Source organism: Oricola sp., from assembly GCF_965230365.1.
Lineage (GTDB): Bacteria > Pseudomonadota > Alphaproteobacteria > Rhizobiales > Rhizobiaceae > Oricola.
In genome coordinates this window covers 903,705-917,797 of record NZ_OZ246003.1, presented here as the reverse complement: position 1 = coordinate 917,797, position 14,093 = coordinate 903,705, and the positions used below count along the sequence as shown (strand labels likewise).

Annotated in this window: 15 protein-coding genes and 1 riboswitch; of the genes, 11 read left to right on the top strand and 4 right to left on the bottom strand. The window is 62.4% G+C overall.

From position 1 onward, the window contains the following. Positions 1-4 precede the first annotated feature (4 nt). The 9 genes from ACO06R_RS04420 (at position 5) to ACO06R_RS04380 (ending at position 7,682) form a co-directional block, all read left to right on the top strand. Positions 5-400 (top strand): RNA-binding S4 domain-containing protein, encoded by a 396-nt coding sequence (locus ACO06R_RS04420; protein ID WP_421856607.1) that lies wholly within the window; start codon positions 5-7, stop codon positions 398-400. 32 nt (positions 401-432) lie between these two features. Then, entirely contained in the window at positions 433-1,788 is a 1,356-nt protein-coding gene (locus tag ACO06R_RS04415) for a GH1 family beta-glucosidase (RefSeq protein ID WP_421856604.1), read from the top strand. A gap of 125 nt (positions 1,789-1,913) precedes the next feature. Further along, positions 1,914-2,252 (top strand): ferredoxin FdxA, encoded by a 339-nt coding sequence (gene fdxA, locus ACO06R_RS04410; protein ID WP_421856601.1) that lies wholly within the window; start codon positions 1,914-1,916, stop codon positions 2,250-2,252. 331 nt (positions 2,253-2,583) lie between these two features. Further along, positions 2,584-3,159, top strand: coding sequence for a CarD family transcriptional regulator (locus tag ACO06R_RS04405; RefSeq protein WP_421856598.1), 576 nt, complete (start codon positions 2,584-2,586; stop codon positions 3,157-3,159). A 159-nt stretch (positions 3,160-3,318) separates the two neighbouring features. Continuing rightward, positions 3,319-3,984, top strand: coding sequence for a GntR family transcriptional regulator (locus tag ACO06R_RS04400; protein WP_421856595.1), 666 nt, complete (start codon positions 3,319-3,321; stop codon positions 3,982-3,984). A gap of 43 nt (positions 3,985-4,027) precedes the next feature. Beyond that, positions 4,028-5,050: an ABC transporter substrate-binding protein gene (locus ACO06R_RS04395; protein ID WP_421856592.1), complete on the top strand. Its 1,023-nt coding sequence runs from the start codon at positions 4,028-4,030 to the stop codon at positions 5,048-5,050. A 61-nt stretch (positions 5,051-5,111) separates the two neighbouring features. Then, a complete protein-coding gene (locus ACO06R_RS04390; protein WP_421856589.1) occupies positions 5,112-5,879 on the top strand; it encodes an ABC transporter ATP-binding protein in 768 nt (255 codons plus the stop codon). Further along, positions 5,872-6,681, top strand: a complete 810-nt coding sequence (locus tag ACO06R_RS04385) for an ABC transporter permease (RefSeq protein ID WP_421856586.1) — start codon at positions 5,872-5,874, stop codon at positions 6,679-6,681. Before ACO06R_RS04390 ends, ACO06R_RS04385 begins: the two co-directional genes overlap by 8 nt. Before the next feature lie 134 nt (positions 6,682-6,815). After that, positions 6,816-7,682: an RNA polymerase factor sigma-32 gene (locus tag ACO06R_RS04380; RefSeq protein ID WP_421856583.1), complete on the top strand. Its 867-nt coding sequence runs from the start codon at positions 6,816-6,818 to the stop codon at positions 7,680-7,682. A gap of 26 nt (positions 7,683-7,708) precedes the next feature. Here ACO06R_RS04380 and ACO06R_RS04375 read toward each other — a convergent pair whose 3' ends face one another. The 4 genes from ACO06R_RS04375 to thiB all read right to left on the bottom strand — a co-directional run bounded on the left by ACO06R_RS04375 (position 7,709) and on the right by thiB (position 12,787). Next, positions 7,709-9,217, bottom strand: coding sequence for a M48 family metalloprotease (locus ACO06R_RS04375; RefSeq protein ID WP_421859209.1), 1,509 nt, complete (start codon positions 9,215-9,217; stop codon positions 7,709-7,711). 180 nt (positions 9,218-9,397) lie between these two features. Then, complete coding sequence (locus tag ACO06R_RS04370) at positions 9,398-10,147, bottom strand: ATP-binding cassette domain-containing protein (protein ID WP_421856580.1); 750 nt, start codon at positions 10,145-10,147, stop codon at positions 9,398-9,400. Beyond that, a complete protein-coding gene (locus ACO06R_RS04365) occupies positions 10,140-11,798 on the bottom strand; it encodes a thiamine/thiamine pyrophosphate ABC transporter permease ThiP (protein ID WP_421856577.1) in 1,659 nt (552 codons plus the stop codon). The genes ACO06R_RS04370 and ACO06R_RS04365 overlap by 8 nt, the downstream gene beginning before the upstream one ends. Beyond that, a complete protein-coding gene (thiB, locus tag ACO06R_RS04360; protein WP_421856574.1) occupies positions 11,795-12,787 on the bottom strand; it encodes a thiamine ABC transporter substrate binding subunit in 993 nt (330 codons plus the stop codon). Before thiB ends, ACO06R_RS04365 begins: the two co-directional genes overlap by 4 nt. Before the next feature lie 49 nt (positions 12,788-12,836). Further along, a riboswitch (TPP riboswitch) is annotated at positions 12,837-12,936 on the bottom strand. Between the two features lie 61 nt (positions 12,937-12,997). On the opposite strand from thiB, the gene ACO06R_RS04355 reads away from it, so the two are divergent. Together ACO06R_RS04355 and ACO06R_RS04350 are read left to right on the top strand one after the other, a co-directional pair. Further along, the gene (locus ACO06R_RS04355) at positions 12,998-13,693 is read left to right on the top strand and encodes a thiamine diphosphokinase (RefSeq protein WP_421859207.1); all 696 of its coding nucleotides are present in this window, start codon (positions 12,998-13,000) and stop codon (positions 13,691-13,693) included. Positions 13,694-13,757: 64 nt separating this feature from the next. Next, the gene (locus ACO06R_RS04350; protein ID WP_421856571.1) at positions 13,758-14,015 is read left to right on the top strand and encodes a hypothetical protein; all 258 of its coding nucleotides are present in this window, start codon (positions 13,758-13,760) and stop codon (positions 14,013-14,015) included. The last annotated feature ends 78 nt before the right edge of the window (positions 14,016-14,093 follow it).

Sequence of the window (14,093 nt, the reverse complement as noted above, 5' to 3'; positions counted from 1 at the left end):
GCCCATGGCTGCGGACCGCCAGCGCATCGACAAATGGCTGTTTTTTGCCAGGGTGGCGAAATCGCGCACCCTGGCGGCCAAGATGACGCAGGCCGGCCGGGTGCGGGTCAATGGCGAGAAGATTGCGCAGGCCAGCCGCGAGGTGCAGCCGGATGACGTGCTGACGATCACGCTGGATCGTCGGGTGCTTGTCTACCGGATCGCCGATTGTGGCACGCGGCGCGGCCCGGCGCCGGAAGCCCGTTTGCTTTACGAGGACCTGTCGCCACCAGCGCCGGCCAAACCGTCGAGCGCGCTTGACCGTGCTCCAGCGGAGCGGACGCCCGGCGCAGGCCGCCCGACCAAGAAGGAACGCCGCGAAATCGACCGCTTCTCAAACCGGGAAGGCGGCATCGACTGATCCCAACCTAGCGCCCGAAGAGAGGTATCGACATGGACATGACGCTTGCCCGCACCGACTTTCCGGCAGAGTTCATCTTCGGCGCTGCGACCGCCGCCTACCAGATCGAGGGCGCCGCCCATGGCAACTGCGGCGTTTCGCACTGGGATACATTTGCCGCGACGCCGGGAAACGTCGTCAACGCGGAAACCGGCGCGCTCGCCTGCGATCACTATCATCGCTTTTGCGAGGACCTGGACCTGGTCCGCGCCGCGGGTTTCGGCGCCTACCGGTTTTCCACCTCCTGGTCGCGTATTCTGCCCGAGGGCCGCGGGACGCCCAATCGCGACGGTCTCGACTTTTATGACCGCCTGGCCGATGCGATCCTCGAACGCGGCCTGAAACCGTATCTTACCCTGTATCACTGGGAGTTGCCGGCAGCGCTTTCCGATCTCGGCGGATGGCGCAACCGGGACGTCGCCGGCTGGTTTGCCGACTACACCGAAATCGTCGCCAAGCTGATCGGCGACCGAATGGCCGCCGTCGCGACAATCAACGAGCCCTGGTGCGTCTCGTGGCTCAGCCACTTCATCGGCGCGCACGCGCCCGGCATGCGCGACATCCGGGCCACTGCCCGGGCGATGCACCATGTCCTGTTGGCGCATGCCCGCGCTATCGAGGTCTTGCGGGCAAACGCGATCCCTAAACTCGGCATCGTTCTCAACTTCGAACACGCCAATCCGGCGAGCAATTCGGATGCCGATATCGCGGCCGCCAAACGCCATGACGGGATCTACAACAGATGGTTCGTTCAGGCGCTCATGCATGGCACCTATCCCGCCGACATTCTCGATACGCTCGCAGCGCACATGCCAACCGGCTTCAACGACGATATGGCGGCCATCTCCGCGCCGCTCGACTGGCTCGGTGTCAACTACTACACGCGCAGCATTCTGCGCGACGCACCCCGGCAGCCCTGGCCGTCACTGGAGGCGGTCGAAGGGCCATTGCCCAAGACGGCAATGGATTGGGAGGTCTACCCAGACGGTCTCTACGCCACCCTGTCGCGGCTGAAACGCGACTACACCGGCGACTTGCCGATCATCGTCACCGAAAACGGAATGGCGAGCGACGACCGGATCGAAGACGGCACGATCGCGGACCGCCAGCGGATCGCCTATTTCAACGACCATCTCGCAGCGGTGATGCGCGCCACAAACGAAGGCGTTCCGGTCGGCGGCTACTTCGCCTGGTCGTTGCTCGACAACTACGAGTGGGCGTTGGGATACGGAAAGCGTTTCGGCCTCGTGCATGTGGACTATGAAACGCAACGGCGAACGCCCAAAGCGTCCTATGAGGCCTTTCGCCGCATGCTCATTGGCGACAGCGGAACAATTTCGCTGAACTGAAGCGAAACGCGCAAAAATCGTTTCCGCGTCGGGAGTGTTGCCCCCTTGAACCCATATGACAAAGGGATTACCGAAAGGCGCTGAACCCCGCCGCGCCTGCGGCAGACGTCTCCCGGAGCACCACCGTGACCTATATCGTCACCGACAACTGCATTCGCTGCAAATACATGGATTGCGTGGAAGTTTGTCCCGTCGACTGCTTTTATGAAGGCGACAACATGCTCGTGATCCACCCGGACGAGTGCATCGACTGCGGTGTCTGCGAACCGGAGTGCCCGGCCGACGCCATTCGGCCCGATACCGAGCCAGGCCTCGAGAAATGGCTGCAAATCAACACCGAATATGCCGACAAATGGCCGAATATCACGGTCAAACGTGAGCCGCCGGGCGATTCGAAGGAAATGGACGGCGTCGAAAACAAGTATGAACTGTATTTCTCGCCGGAGCCCGGACAGGGAGACTGAAACGGCAACATACCCGGCGATTGCAGCGATTGGGCCGGTTTGCGGCGACTCGTTAACGCAACGGGATTTTGTGTTACGCGCAACGCATTGAAAATCGCGCGTTTTTGTGCTATATAGTTCGAATGTCATCGCACGTCACGCTCTTGGGCTGTCTGACGCTCTCACATTGAAGGATCGTCTCAGCAACCGGTGGAACATCGGAATGGCCTGTTTTGGCCTTATCGGTAGCCCCCGGAAGATGAACTTTGTGCGCGTGCAAGAATGACGAGGATCACGCTCTGGTGGCGCCCGGATCATTGCCGGCGGCACCCGGTCATGGAGTAAAAACAGTATGGCAACTGCCTCAAAAAAAGCATCTCAACGGCAGGGTTTTAAAACCAACGAGTTCATCGTGTACCCGGCCCATGGCGTAGGCCAGATCACGACCATCGAAGAGCAGGAGGTCGCCGGCCACACCCTGGAACTGTTCGTTATCGAGTTTCAGAAAGACAAGATGCGGCTGAAAGTTCCGGTCGCCAAGGCGTTGTCGATCGGCATGCGCAAGCTGTCGGAACCCGATTTCGTCGAGCGTGCGCTTAAAATTCTCCAGGGCCGGGCCCGCATCAAGCGCACGATGTGGTCGCGGCGCGCTCAGGAATATGACGCCAAGATCAACTCGGGCGACCTGATTTCCATCGCCGAGGTGGTCCGCGATCTCTATCGGGCGGAAAACCAGCCCGAGCAGTCCTATTCGGAACGCCAGCTCTATGAGGCGGCGCTGGATCGCATGGCGCGCGAGATCGCCGCCGTCAACAAGATCTCCGATACCGAGGCCGTGCGTTTGATCGAGACCAATCTGAACAAGGGTCCGAAGCGTGGCGCGAAAGCCGAAAACGACGAGAGCGACGCACAGGACGAAGCGGCCTAGCCGCATCTTCTGATTGCTTTTGAAAAGCCCGGCCTCTGCGCCGGGCTTTTTCGTTTTCGGCAGGCTGCAATCCACCCGCCACCGACCCGGCCTTGTCTTGACAAGCTCTGACCCAACGATCAGGAAATGATCCAACATTTTTGATTTAAGGGTGCAAAGTTGTTCTTTTCCGGTCGGGCTCACGAGGAGGATACGGTGGTGGCGATGCTGGCGTCGGCAATTCGCCGCGACATCTCGTTCAGCATCCTGCACCCGGACCAGAAGCTGAAGATCGACGCGCTTCGTCAGCGCTATGGCGGCTCCAACCACTCGATGCGCGAGGCGCTGCGCATGCTCGCAGCCGAAGGCATGGTGGAGGCGACCTCGCAGCGCGGCTTCCGCGTCACCTCGGCGACCGAAGACGATCTCCGCGATATCCTGCTCATGCGCCTGGAGATCGAAAAACTCGGGCTCGCCCGCTCGTTGGAACGCGGCGAGGTCGCCTGGGAAGCGCGTGTGGTGGCCGCGTTGCATGCCATGAGCCGGGCGGATGACGCCGTGCAGCAGTCGCCGGACGACGTAACCGCGCTGCAATGGGACAACGCCTGCCGCGACCTGACGATCGCGCTGATGGAGGCGTGCGCCTCGCCGCGCCTGATCGAGTTGTCCGACAAGTTCTACAACCAGTCGCGGCGCTTCCGGCTGGCATTGCTGCGCGAAGGCCGCATCGACTTTGCGGCGCGTGCCCATCGCCACGCGCGCTTGCGCGAAGCGATTTTGAAGCGCGACACAAAAGCGGCCCTGCAAATTCTCGATGAGGATATCGCCGCCGATATGGGACTTTAAAGGAGATCGGCTTCCGAACGGGGCCGGAAAAAGGGAGGAAACCATGACCAAACTCAACAGACGCCAGACGCTGGGCCTGATCGGAGCGGCCGCCGCCGCGACGACCTTGCCGGCGCCGGCAATTGCGCAGAACAATAAGATCGTCGTCGGCGCTCTGCGCTTCACCTCGCATTCGGGCAGCTTCATCGCCCTGGAGCGCGGCTACTTCGCCGACGCCGGCCTCGATATCGAACTCAAGTTCTTTCAGGCCGCACAGCCGATGGCGGTCGCCATCGCGTCAGGCGACGTGGACTATGCCGTCACGGCGATTTCCGGCGGCCTGATATCGCTGGCGGACAAGGGCGCCATCAAGGTCATCGGCGGTGCACTCAGCGAGGAGCCCGGCATCGACGGCCAGAAAATCCTCGCATCCGATGCTGCGTTCCAGGCCGGGCTGAACAGCCCCGCCGCGCTGGACGGAAAGACCTTCGGCATTTCAACGGCCGGTTCGTCGTTCCACTACATGGGCGCCAAGGTGGCTGCCGCCGAAGGCGTCTCCATGTCCTACAAGCCGCTGCAGAAAGTCGGCGCCATCATCGGTGCGCTGAAGTCCGGACAGATCGACGCCTGGTCGATCGTGCCGCATATCGCCAAGCCGCTCGCCGGCTCGGGCGCCGTCCACATCATCGGCAACATCTCCGACTATTTGCCGCACTACCAGATCACGACGGTCTTTACCTCCGCCGCCAACGCGGCCGACGAACGCGGCCAGACCGGCGACTTCCTGGCGAGCTTCGGGCGGGGTGTCAGCGATTACAATAAAACGATGATCGACAAGGCCGGCGGCGATTCCGGCGTCAACGAGATGGTCGATCTCATCCACAAATACGTCTACACCGACCGGCCCCGCGAAAAGGCCGCTCCATCCATCATCAACGGCACGATGCGGATCAACGACGGATCGCGGCTCAACATCGCGTCGGTTCGCGACCAGTTGGAGTGGTTCCAGTCGGAGGGCCTGGTCGACGCCGACATCACGCTCGATACGCTGGTCGACGGCAGCTACGTGGAAACCTACGAAGCCTGACAACTTCTCCACCCGCGGCGGCGCCTCACAGCGCCGCCGCATGCCAGGAAGTGCCCGAAAAATGGAAATATCGCTCGATTCGATCTGCCATTCCTATGGCGAGACTGAAGTCCTTTCCGACATCAACATGGCAATCCCCACGGGCCGGATCATCTGCCTTGTCGGCCCCTCGGGATGCGGCAAGTCCACGCTGCTGCGGCTGATTGGCGGTCTCGAGCGTCCGACCAGCGGACGGGTCTTGCAAATCGGCGCACCGCAGCCGGGTTGCCTGAACCCGCTGACCTATGTGTTTCAGGACTTTGCGTTGCTGCCCTGGCGAAGCGTGCAGGGCAATATTTCATTGGTGCTGGAGGATCACGGCATTCGCGGTGCGGCAGCCCGCGCCGTCATCGATGACGTACTGGACCGCACGAACCTGTCCGAATTCGCGCGCGCGCTCCCAAAACAGCTTTCCGGCGGCATGAAACAGCGTGTCGCGATCGCGCGGGCCCTCGCCGTCAATCCGGCAGTCATGCTGCTCGACGAACCGCTTTCGGCGCTCGATGCCCAGACGCGCGAACTGTTGATGGATGATCTCGTCGGTCTGTGGACGCGCCAACCATTCACGGCGGTTTACGTGACCCACAACCTGATAGAGGCGGTCAGGCTCGGCCACCAGATCGCCGTGCTGTCTCGACGACCCGGAAAAATCCGCGAGATTATCGAGATCGACACGCCGATCCAGGAACGCCGGTGGGGCGATCCCGTCTGCCAGCGCAAACACGACCAGCTGTGGCAGTTGATGCGAGAGGAAGCCCGCGCTGCCGACAAGGAGCTGATCGATGTCTGAATCGACTGCAACATCGACGCCAATCGAGGTCAGGTTTCGCGGCGGCGGTTTCGCGCCGAAAGCGCATCGCTGGATCGGCGTCATGGTCTTCGTGGTGCTGATCGCGATTACCGAATGGGGAACCCGATCGGGCTGGATCTCGGCGTTGACCCTGCCCCGCCCGTCCGACGTGTTCATGACATTCGTGGAGCTGTGGGAAAGCGGGCTGTTGTTCAAGCATATCGCGCCGTCGATCAGCCGGCTAATCATCGGCGCCGCCCTTGGCGCGAGTATCGGCATTGCAACCGGCGTGCTGATCGGCCTGTTCACGCTTGTCCGCGCCGGCCTCGTGCCGCTCGTCGCGGCGGTCTTTCCGATACCGAAGATCGCGCTCCTGCCGCTCTTCGTTATCTGGTTCGGGATCGATGAAGGATCGAAATACGCGCTGATCGCCTTCGGGACCTTCACACCGACCGTGGTCGCGACGTACGGCGCCGTCGACAATGTCGACCGCTCCCTGATCCGGATGGGCCAGAGCTTCGGCCTGACCTGGTTCTCCATCGTCCGCAAGATTGTCCTGCCCGGCGCCATGCCCGGTATCCTGTCGGGACTGCGCATCAGCCTGGCCATCGCGATTATCCTGCTTGTCGCCGCTGAGATGCTGGGCGCCGAATACGGGATCGGCGCCTACATCCTCGAGGCCGGCTCGCTCTACGACCTTGAACGCCTGTTTGCCGGCGTCGTCATCCTGTCGCTACTTGGCGTCATCGTCAGTGCAGTGATCGGTCAGATCGAGCATTACTTGCTGGGTTGGAGAACCTAGATTTCGCTTGCGATTGGAGCAGACTGTTGGACGGCCAGACAGCAAAGTACTGACCGCTGTCACCCGATTGTGATCCGCTCTTGAAACCTGGGCGTAGTAAGCTGCAGACGTAGCTTGTCTTCCAGGAGAGCGAAATGACTTTGGAGCCTGCAAGAAGGACGATGGTCAAGGCCGCAATGGCGGCGCCTTATCTGGAACGCGACGAAGAACACAAGCTGGCATTGCAGTGGAAACACCTGCAGGACCAGGACGCCCTTCACAAAATCACGACCGCTCATATGCGTCTGGTAATCTCCATGGCCTCGAAGTTCCGCAATTTCGGCCTGCCGATGAACGATCTCGTGCAGGAAGGACATGTCGGGCTACTGGAGGCCGCGGCGCGGTTCGAGCCGGAGCGCGAAGTCCGCTTCTCGACCTACGCGACCTGGTGGATCAGGGCATCGATGCAGGACTACATTCTGCGCAACTGGTCGATCGTGCGCGGCGGGACCAGTTCGAGCCAGAAGGCGCTGTTCTTCAACTTGCGCCGCTTGCGGGCACGGCTGTCGCAGTCGAGCGCCAGGCAATCTCAAAGCGAGATGTACCGGCAGATTTCGGATTCCCTTGGCGTTTCAGAAAAGGATGTCGAGTTGATGGATTCGCGGCTTTCTGGCCCGGATACCTCGCTGTCGGCTCCCGTCGCAGATGACGAGTCGTCGGCGACCCGGGTGGATTTCCTCGTCGATGACCGGCCTTTGCAGGACGAACTCGTCGCAAACGTCATCGATGACCAAAGGCGCAGCGAATGGCTGCGCGGCGCGCTCGACGTGCTCAACGACCGCGAGAAAAGCATCATTCAGCAGCGGCGCTTGTCCGAAGACGGCGCAACGCTGGAATCGCTTGGCGACCAGCTTGGCATATCCAAGGAGCGCGTCCGTCAGATCGAGAACCGGGCGCTCGAGAAGCTGCGCAGCGCGCTGGTCCGCGACGACCCCGGCCTGGCCGAGATGCATCTGAACTGACGGCAATGCCCGAGAGCGTTTCCTGGCTAGATTGAATCGGTGATGATCTTGTATTGCCGGCCTGCCTCGACAGCTTGGCCGGGGCGCAGGTCGTTGAGCACCTCAAAGGTCTGCTTCTTGCGCGAGACGCCCTTCATGCGTCGCGCCAGACTGCCCACGGTATCCTGCTTGCGCGCGGTCACCAACGTGAGCTTCAGCGGGCGCAGGGCGCTGCGTTCCGCATCCGAGAGCAGACGGAAACTGTTACGCACCTCGGCTGCGAGGCTGTCGAGCGAGGTCGCGCCGTTCGGCATGGCGGTCAAAATGCGATAAACCGCCTTGCCGGCACGCAAAACAGTGATATCGAAATCCCACTGGTCGGCCGTCGCCCGCGCCGTAGCGCCATTCAGCCCGTTGACGGTAATCGGCCGGATGCTGGCGGTATCCAGCCCTTCGACCCAGCCGCTGGCGATGTAGTCGCCCAATGATTGCCTGGTCGGCACATCCACGCCGTCGAAGCGGATTGCAGCACTGTCGGACGCCCGCGCGCCGAGCACCGCCTCGGCGCGGTTATCGATGTCGAAATCGTCAGGAAACTTGAAGCTGATGCCGAGCCCGACATGCGAATAGACCTGATCGCGGACATAGCCCTCCTCGGCCGAGTCGCCATAGAGCATGCCATCGATACCCGCCAGATAGGCTTCGCGTTCGCGTGTACCGCTGCCGCGCGGTCCGAACTTGCGGGCATGGCTGACCGCCAGATCGATGCGCTGCGGCGTCGACGGGTGCGTGGCAAGGAAATCCAGTCCCGAATTGCCGTATCCGGCGGCGTTTCTGAGCTCCGTATAGGCCGACATCGTCTCCTGGAAATCGGCCGCCGCATAGGGATCGAACCCGGCCTCGCCGATGGCGGCGATGCCGATGGCGTCGGCCTGCAGCTCCTGATTGCGCGAGAACTGCGCCAACCGCAGCCTGCCGCGCACCAGTGCCCGCCGCCCCGCGTCCTTGTCCGACAACACGTCGCTGACAACGCGGCTGGCCAACTCGACCTCGGCTTCCTTTTGTTGCCGCAGCACCCCGTGGTTGGCCGTCACATGCGCCATTTCATGGGCGATCACCGCGGCCAGTTCGGCCGAATCGCTCGCCAGCGCAAGAAGGCCGCGCGTGATGTAGAGATAGCCGCCCGGCAAGGCGAAGGCATTGACATTCGGCGAATCGAGGATGGTGATCTGGTAGACTTGGCTCGGATTGTCCGAAACGGTGACAAGCTTTCCGACAATGCCCGCGACCATCCGCTCCAGCTTTGGATTGGCGTATTCGCCGCCATAGGTGGCAAGGATTTTCGGGTGCTGGGCCTCGCCAACCCGCGCCAGCCGGCCCGAACGGACATTCTGCGCGATGATCGGGCTGTCCGACGGCCGAATCCCCGTTTCCAATCCGAGATCCGTGAAGCTTTGGCACGCGGCTACAACACCCGCGATAGCGCAAACCGCCACTGCGCGCACTCCGTTTCGCAGCCGTCCACGACGCCTGCCGAAACGAGCCAACGAGTTCATCCTTGCGCCATCGATCATTCGGCTCCGCTCGCACTGGCGGTCAATTGGATCGGCCTGAAGCGGTGGCCGGGCCGCAGGCATACAGGTGGATCGCAGTGTAAAACAAGGGGCATCTGCCGGGCCACTATATGGGGTGTCGCCTCGTAAAGGCGAATGCCAGCCAATTTTGGCGAAACCGCGTCAGTTTTCGAACCTGTCCGACCGGTTGGCGCCGAGATAGTCGCGCACGCGGGACGGTGCGGTTTCAGCGTCGAGGATCTCCGCCGTCGGCCCCGCCGCAATGATCGTGCCTGATTCGATGAACATGACCCGCGACGCAGCGCGCAATGCATCGTCGGGAAAATGCGTCACCATGATCGCGGTCATCCCGCGCTCCCGCTGGATCTTGCGCAACAGGTCCAGCATGTCGCCCCGGAGCGCCGGGCCGAGCGAGGAAAACGCCTCATCCAGCAGCAGCACCGGGCGTTGACGCACCACCACACGCGCAAGCGCCACGCGCTGCCGCTCGCCACCCGACAGTTGCGCCGGACGCCGGGAGCCATAACCGGCCAGACCGACCGAGGTCAGCGCCTCTTCGACCCTTGCGCGGTCCGCCTGTCCCAATGCGAGATTCGGCGAAACGCCAAGCGCAACATTCTGGTAGACGCTCAGATGCGCGAAGAGGTTGTTCTCCTGGAATACCATCGAGACGGGTCGGTCCCCGACCGGCGCGCCGGTCATGTCGATGCCGCCGAAAAGGACTTGCCCGGCTAGCGGCGAGGCGAAGCCGGCGATCAGGTTCAACAGCGTCGACTTTCCCGAGCCGCTCGGCCCGAGCACCGCCGTGACCTCGCCAGCCGCAAACGAGCCGTCTAACCGCATTGTCTCCGATGCCTGCGCATAGCTGAATTCCAGGGCGCGGCATTGCACGCCCGCCGGCCGCTCAATCATTCGTGTTCGTCCTTATTTTTCGTCCGCCCCGGTCGGCGACCACGATCAGCGCCATCGTCAGGAGGCACAGGATCAGCGCCAGCCCGGCCGCGTCGTCCGTGCGATAGCTCCCCATGCGTTGCAGGATCAAATAGGGCAAGGTCTGCACGTCCTGCGACCCGAATATCGCGATGACGCCCAGATCGCCGAGCGATAGCGCCAGCGAAAAGGCAAACCCCAACAGCATCGAACCGCGCACTGTCGGCCAGGTGACAAACCGGAACCGCGCCCAGCCGCGCAGATCGAGCGAACCGCATAGGCGTCCGTATCGCTCCGCGCTGTTGAGCACCGCCGGAAGCATGAAGCGGATTGCAAAGGGGACAGCCATCGCCGCATTGACGACGACGACCATGATCGGCGCGGCCACATAGGGGCTCGCGACCAGCCGGATCAGAATGAACCAGCCACCGGCGATCACCACCGGCGGCACGACCAGTATGAGACTTGAGGCCTGCCCAAAGAGCCGTTCGAGGTTTCCGGGCGCGCCGGTAAAGCCGCGCCGCGCCGCCCGGACCGCGATGCCGGAGGCAAGCGCGAATGACAAAGCGACGGATATCACCGCTGCGCAGAAGCCCAGAGTGAGGCTTGTCGCGATCGCATCGCGAACGCTTTGCTGACCCGCCAGCCGGAGCAGGTCGGCGGCAAGCCCGCGCCAGACGATCATCGCGAATGGCGACAGCACGAAGATCGTGCCAAGCGCGATGATCAGGGCTCCACACAGCCGGCCAAACAGTGTGCGCCGGGTCGGAAACGCCGCCGCATCGCCAAGTGTGACGCCCGCCGATACCTCGCCACCAGCGCGCAGCAGAAGGCCGAAGGCGAGTACCGTTACGCCGACCTGCAACAGCGACAGCATGACGACCCGGCCAACGTCGAAATCGAAGGTCAATGCCTGATAAATCGCGACTTCCAGGGTTGTCGCCCGCGGACCGCCGCCCAGCGTGAGCACGACCGTAAAAGACGTCACGCACAACATGAAAATCAGCGAGGCCGCCGACATCGCGGCGGGCCGCATGAACGGCCAGTAGACGAGCCTGTACCGCGCCGCAAAGCCCATCGAAAGCTGGTGCGACAGCCGGTCATACTCGGCCGGCATTCCGGTCAGCCCGCCGAGCACGATCCGCACCGCCAGCGGCATGTTGAAAAACACATGCGCAAGCAGGATGCCGGTCAGACCATAGACCGAGGGGAAATCGATGCCGACGGACTGCAGCGCCGCAACGACCACACCCCGCTCGCCATAAATCCCGACAATTGCCAGAACGGCCACGATCTGCGGCAGCGCGAGCGGTAGCGAAAACAGCGAGAGGATCAGCCGCCGGCCGGGGAACGCCCGGAACTCGTGCAGCGCGGTCGCCACAGGGATGGCAAGAATGACCGAGAAGAGCGTCGACAACCCTGCCTGAAGAAGCGTGAACCGCAGGCTGCGCCAGACGACCGGGTCGGCAAGCAGCTCTTCCAAGCCGGTCTCGGCCTGGCGAAATGCCAGCACCCCAAGCGGCAGGAACGCGCCGGCCGCCAGGGTGGCGATCGCCAGGACCGCCACCCAGGCCGCAAGACCTTCGCGCAGGCGCGTTGCCGCGCCTGTCAATCGAAGGCCTGTGCGTGTCAACGGCTCATGATCTCGAGCCACTCATCGACCCAGGCTTTGCGGTTCGCCGCCACTTCCTCCGGCGAAAACAGCAGGGTTTTCGCCGGCTGCACAAGCTTGCCGAACGCCGGATCGAGCGGTTCGGATGTCCCAGCCGCCGGCAGCATCCAGTTCGTCTGCGGAATGATGTCCTGGAAGGCCGGGCTGATCATGAATTCGAGGAACTGCGCGGCCAGCGGGTTCTCGGCCCCGTTGGCCGTCATCCCGGCGACCTCGATTTGCATGTAATGCCCTTCTTCGAAGGCTGCCGCTTGGTAACGCTCCGTACCCTCGGCGATCATGTGATAGGCCGGCGATGTTGTATAGGACAGGACCATTGGCACTTCGCCTTCAGTGAACAGGCCGTAGGATTCTGACCAGCCCGGCGTCACGGTCAGCACCTTTTCGCGCAGTTTCTCGAGTGCCGCCGGCGTGTCATCGCCATAGATCTCGCGGATCCAAAGCAACAGGCCAAGGCCAGGCGTCGACGTGCGCGGATCCTGAATGGCGATCTTTGCCTCGCTGTCGCCGTCGAGAAACGCGCGCATGCTCGTCGGCGCTTCCGCCAGCGCCTCGGTGTCGTAGATCACCGCAAAATGCCCGTAGTCGAAGGGCACGAAGACATCGTCCGACCAGTTGCCTGGCACGGTGACGGGAGTCGTATCGATACCATGCGGCGCGAAGAAACCCGTCGCCTTCGCATCGGTGACCAGGTTCGTGTCCAGGCCGAGCACGATGTCGGCATCGGTGTTGCCGCCTTCCAGCCGCAGCCGGTTGAGCAGCGCCACGCCGTCGGCGACCGAAACGAAACGAACATCGCAGCCGCACTTTTCCTCGAACGCGGTCTCCACCTGCGGACCGGGACCCCATTCGGATGTGAAGCTTTCATAGGTATAGATCGTCAGCGTGTCGGCGGCGGCCGGGACGGACAGGGTTCCCGCAACGAGAAACGTCAGTATGTACTTGTGCACTTCGCACCTCCTTGGTTTGAACTGGGATTGAGGCGCGGGCAGCCGGAGCGGCCAATCTGCGTCTAATCCCTACGCCGGTGCTAACCGGATCAGGTTCTTCGGGTTGGCTTCTGCCTCTCAGCCGCAATGCGGCACCCCGTTAGAGCGCGACCTTTCTAAAGCGGCGCGCCATCCGCATCAAGACCAAACTGCGATTGCGACTTGGCGCAGGTGACCCGCCGCGTTAGTCCTCGTGCGATGAAGAACCCGCAATCGACCCGTTTCGCCGTGCTTCTGGACGGCGCTTTGACAGCAACCGCACGCGTTAAACACGCCATCGAAGGATGCAGGATACTTGCCGCCGATGGCGGGATACGGCACGCCGAAGCACTTGGTGTCACACCGGAATTGTGGATCGGGGATTTCGATTCAGCGGATCAGCATCTCATTGATCACTACGTCCATGTTCCGCGCCAGAACCACGTACCTGACAAGGCGATGTCCGACGGCGAGATCGCCATCCGTCATGCGCTGGACTGCGGCGCGGACTCGCTCCTGCTTTGCGGCGGGATTGGTGGGGAACGCACCGATCACGCCTTCTTCAATCTCGCGACGGCGATCGATCTCGCCAAGCGCGAAGAAATCGACGTCGTCGTGACCAGCGGCGCCGAGGAAGCACTGCCTCTCGTCCCCGGAACGCCGCTCAAGCCGGATTGGACAGCCGGAACGATGTTCTCGATCATGAACTTCAGCAATCTAGAGGGGCTAACGATTACCGCCGCAAAATGGCCGTTACATGATGTGAATGTTCGCCTCGGCTCTACGCTGACACTGTCGAATGTCGCTGCAAACAATGTCGCAATCGTCTTGTCAAAAGGTTGTGCGGTCGCCATTGCTCAGGTTGAATGCCAAGATGAAGGGATGTGATACTTGTCACACACCGGCGGTTATTCACTGCTTAGTGATGAGACGGGAACAAAGGAGAGCACCCATGAAAATTGCATACACCCTTGCTGCCCTCGTGGTGGCCGGAGCTGTCGCTTCCGGCTGTTCGACAACCGAGCAGTCCACAGCCGCCGGTGCGGCGATCGGTGCTGGCGCCGTGGCTATCGGCGGCGGCAATGCTGGCCAGATCGCGCTGGGCGCGGTCGCTGGTGGCGCCGCCGGTTACGTGGTCGGCCGTCTTGCGGACGGCAATTGCCGCTACCGTTATCCGGACGGCAGGACCTATATCGCCAAGTGCCCGTAACACCGGCCTGAACGAATCGATCGGGGCCGCGTCCGGTATGTGCCGGGCGCGGCCCTTGCATTTTCGCACCGGAATGCG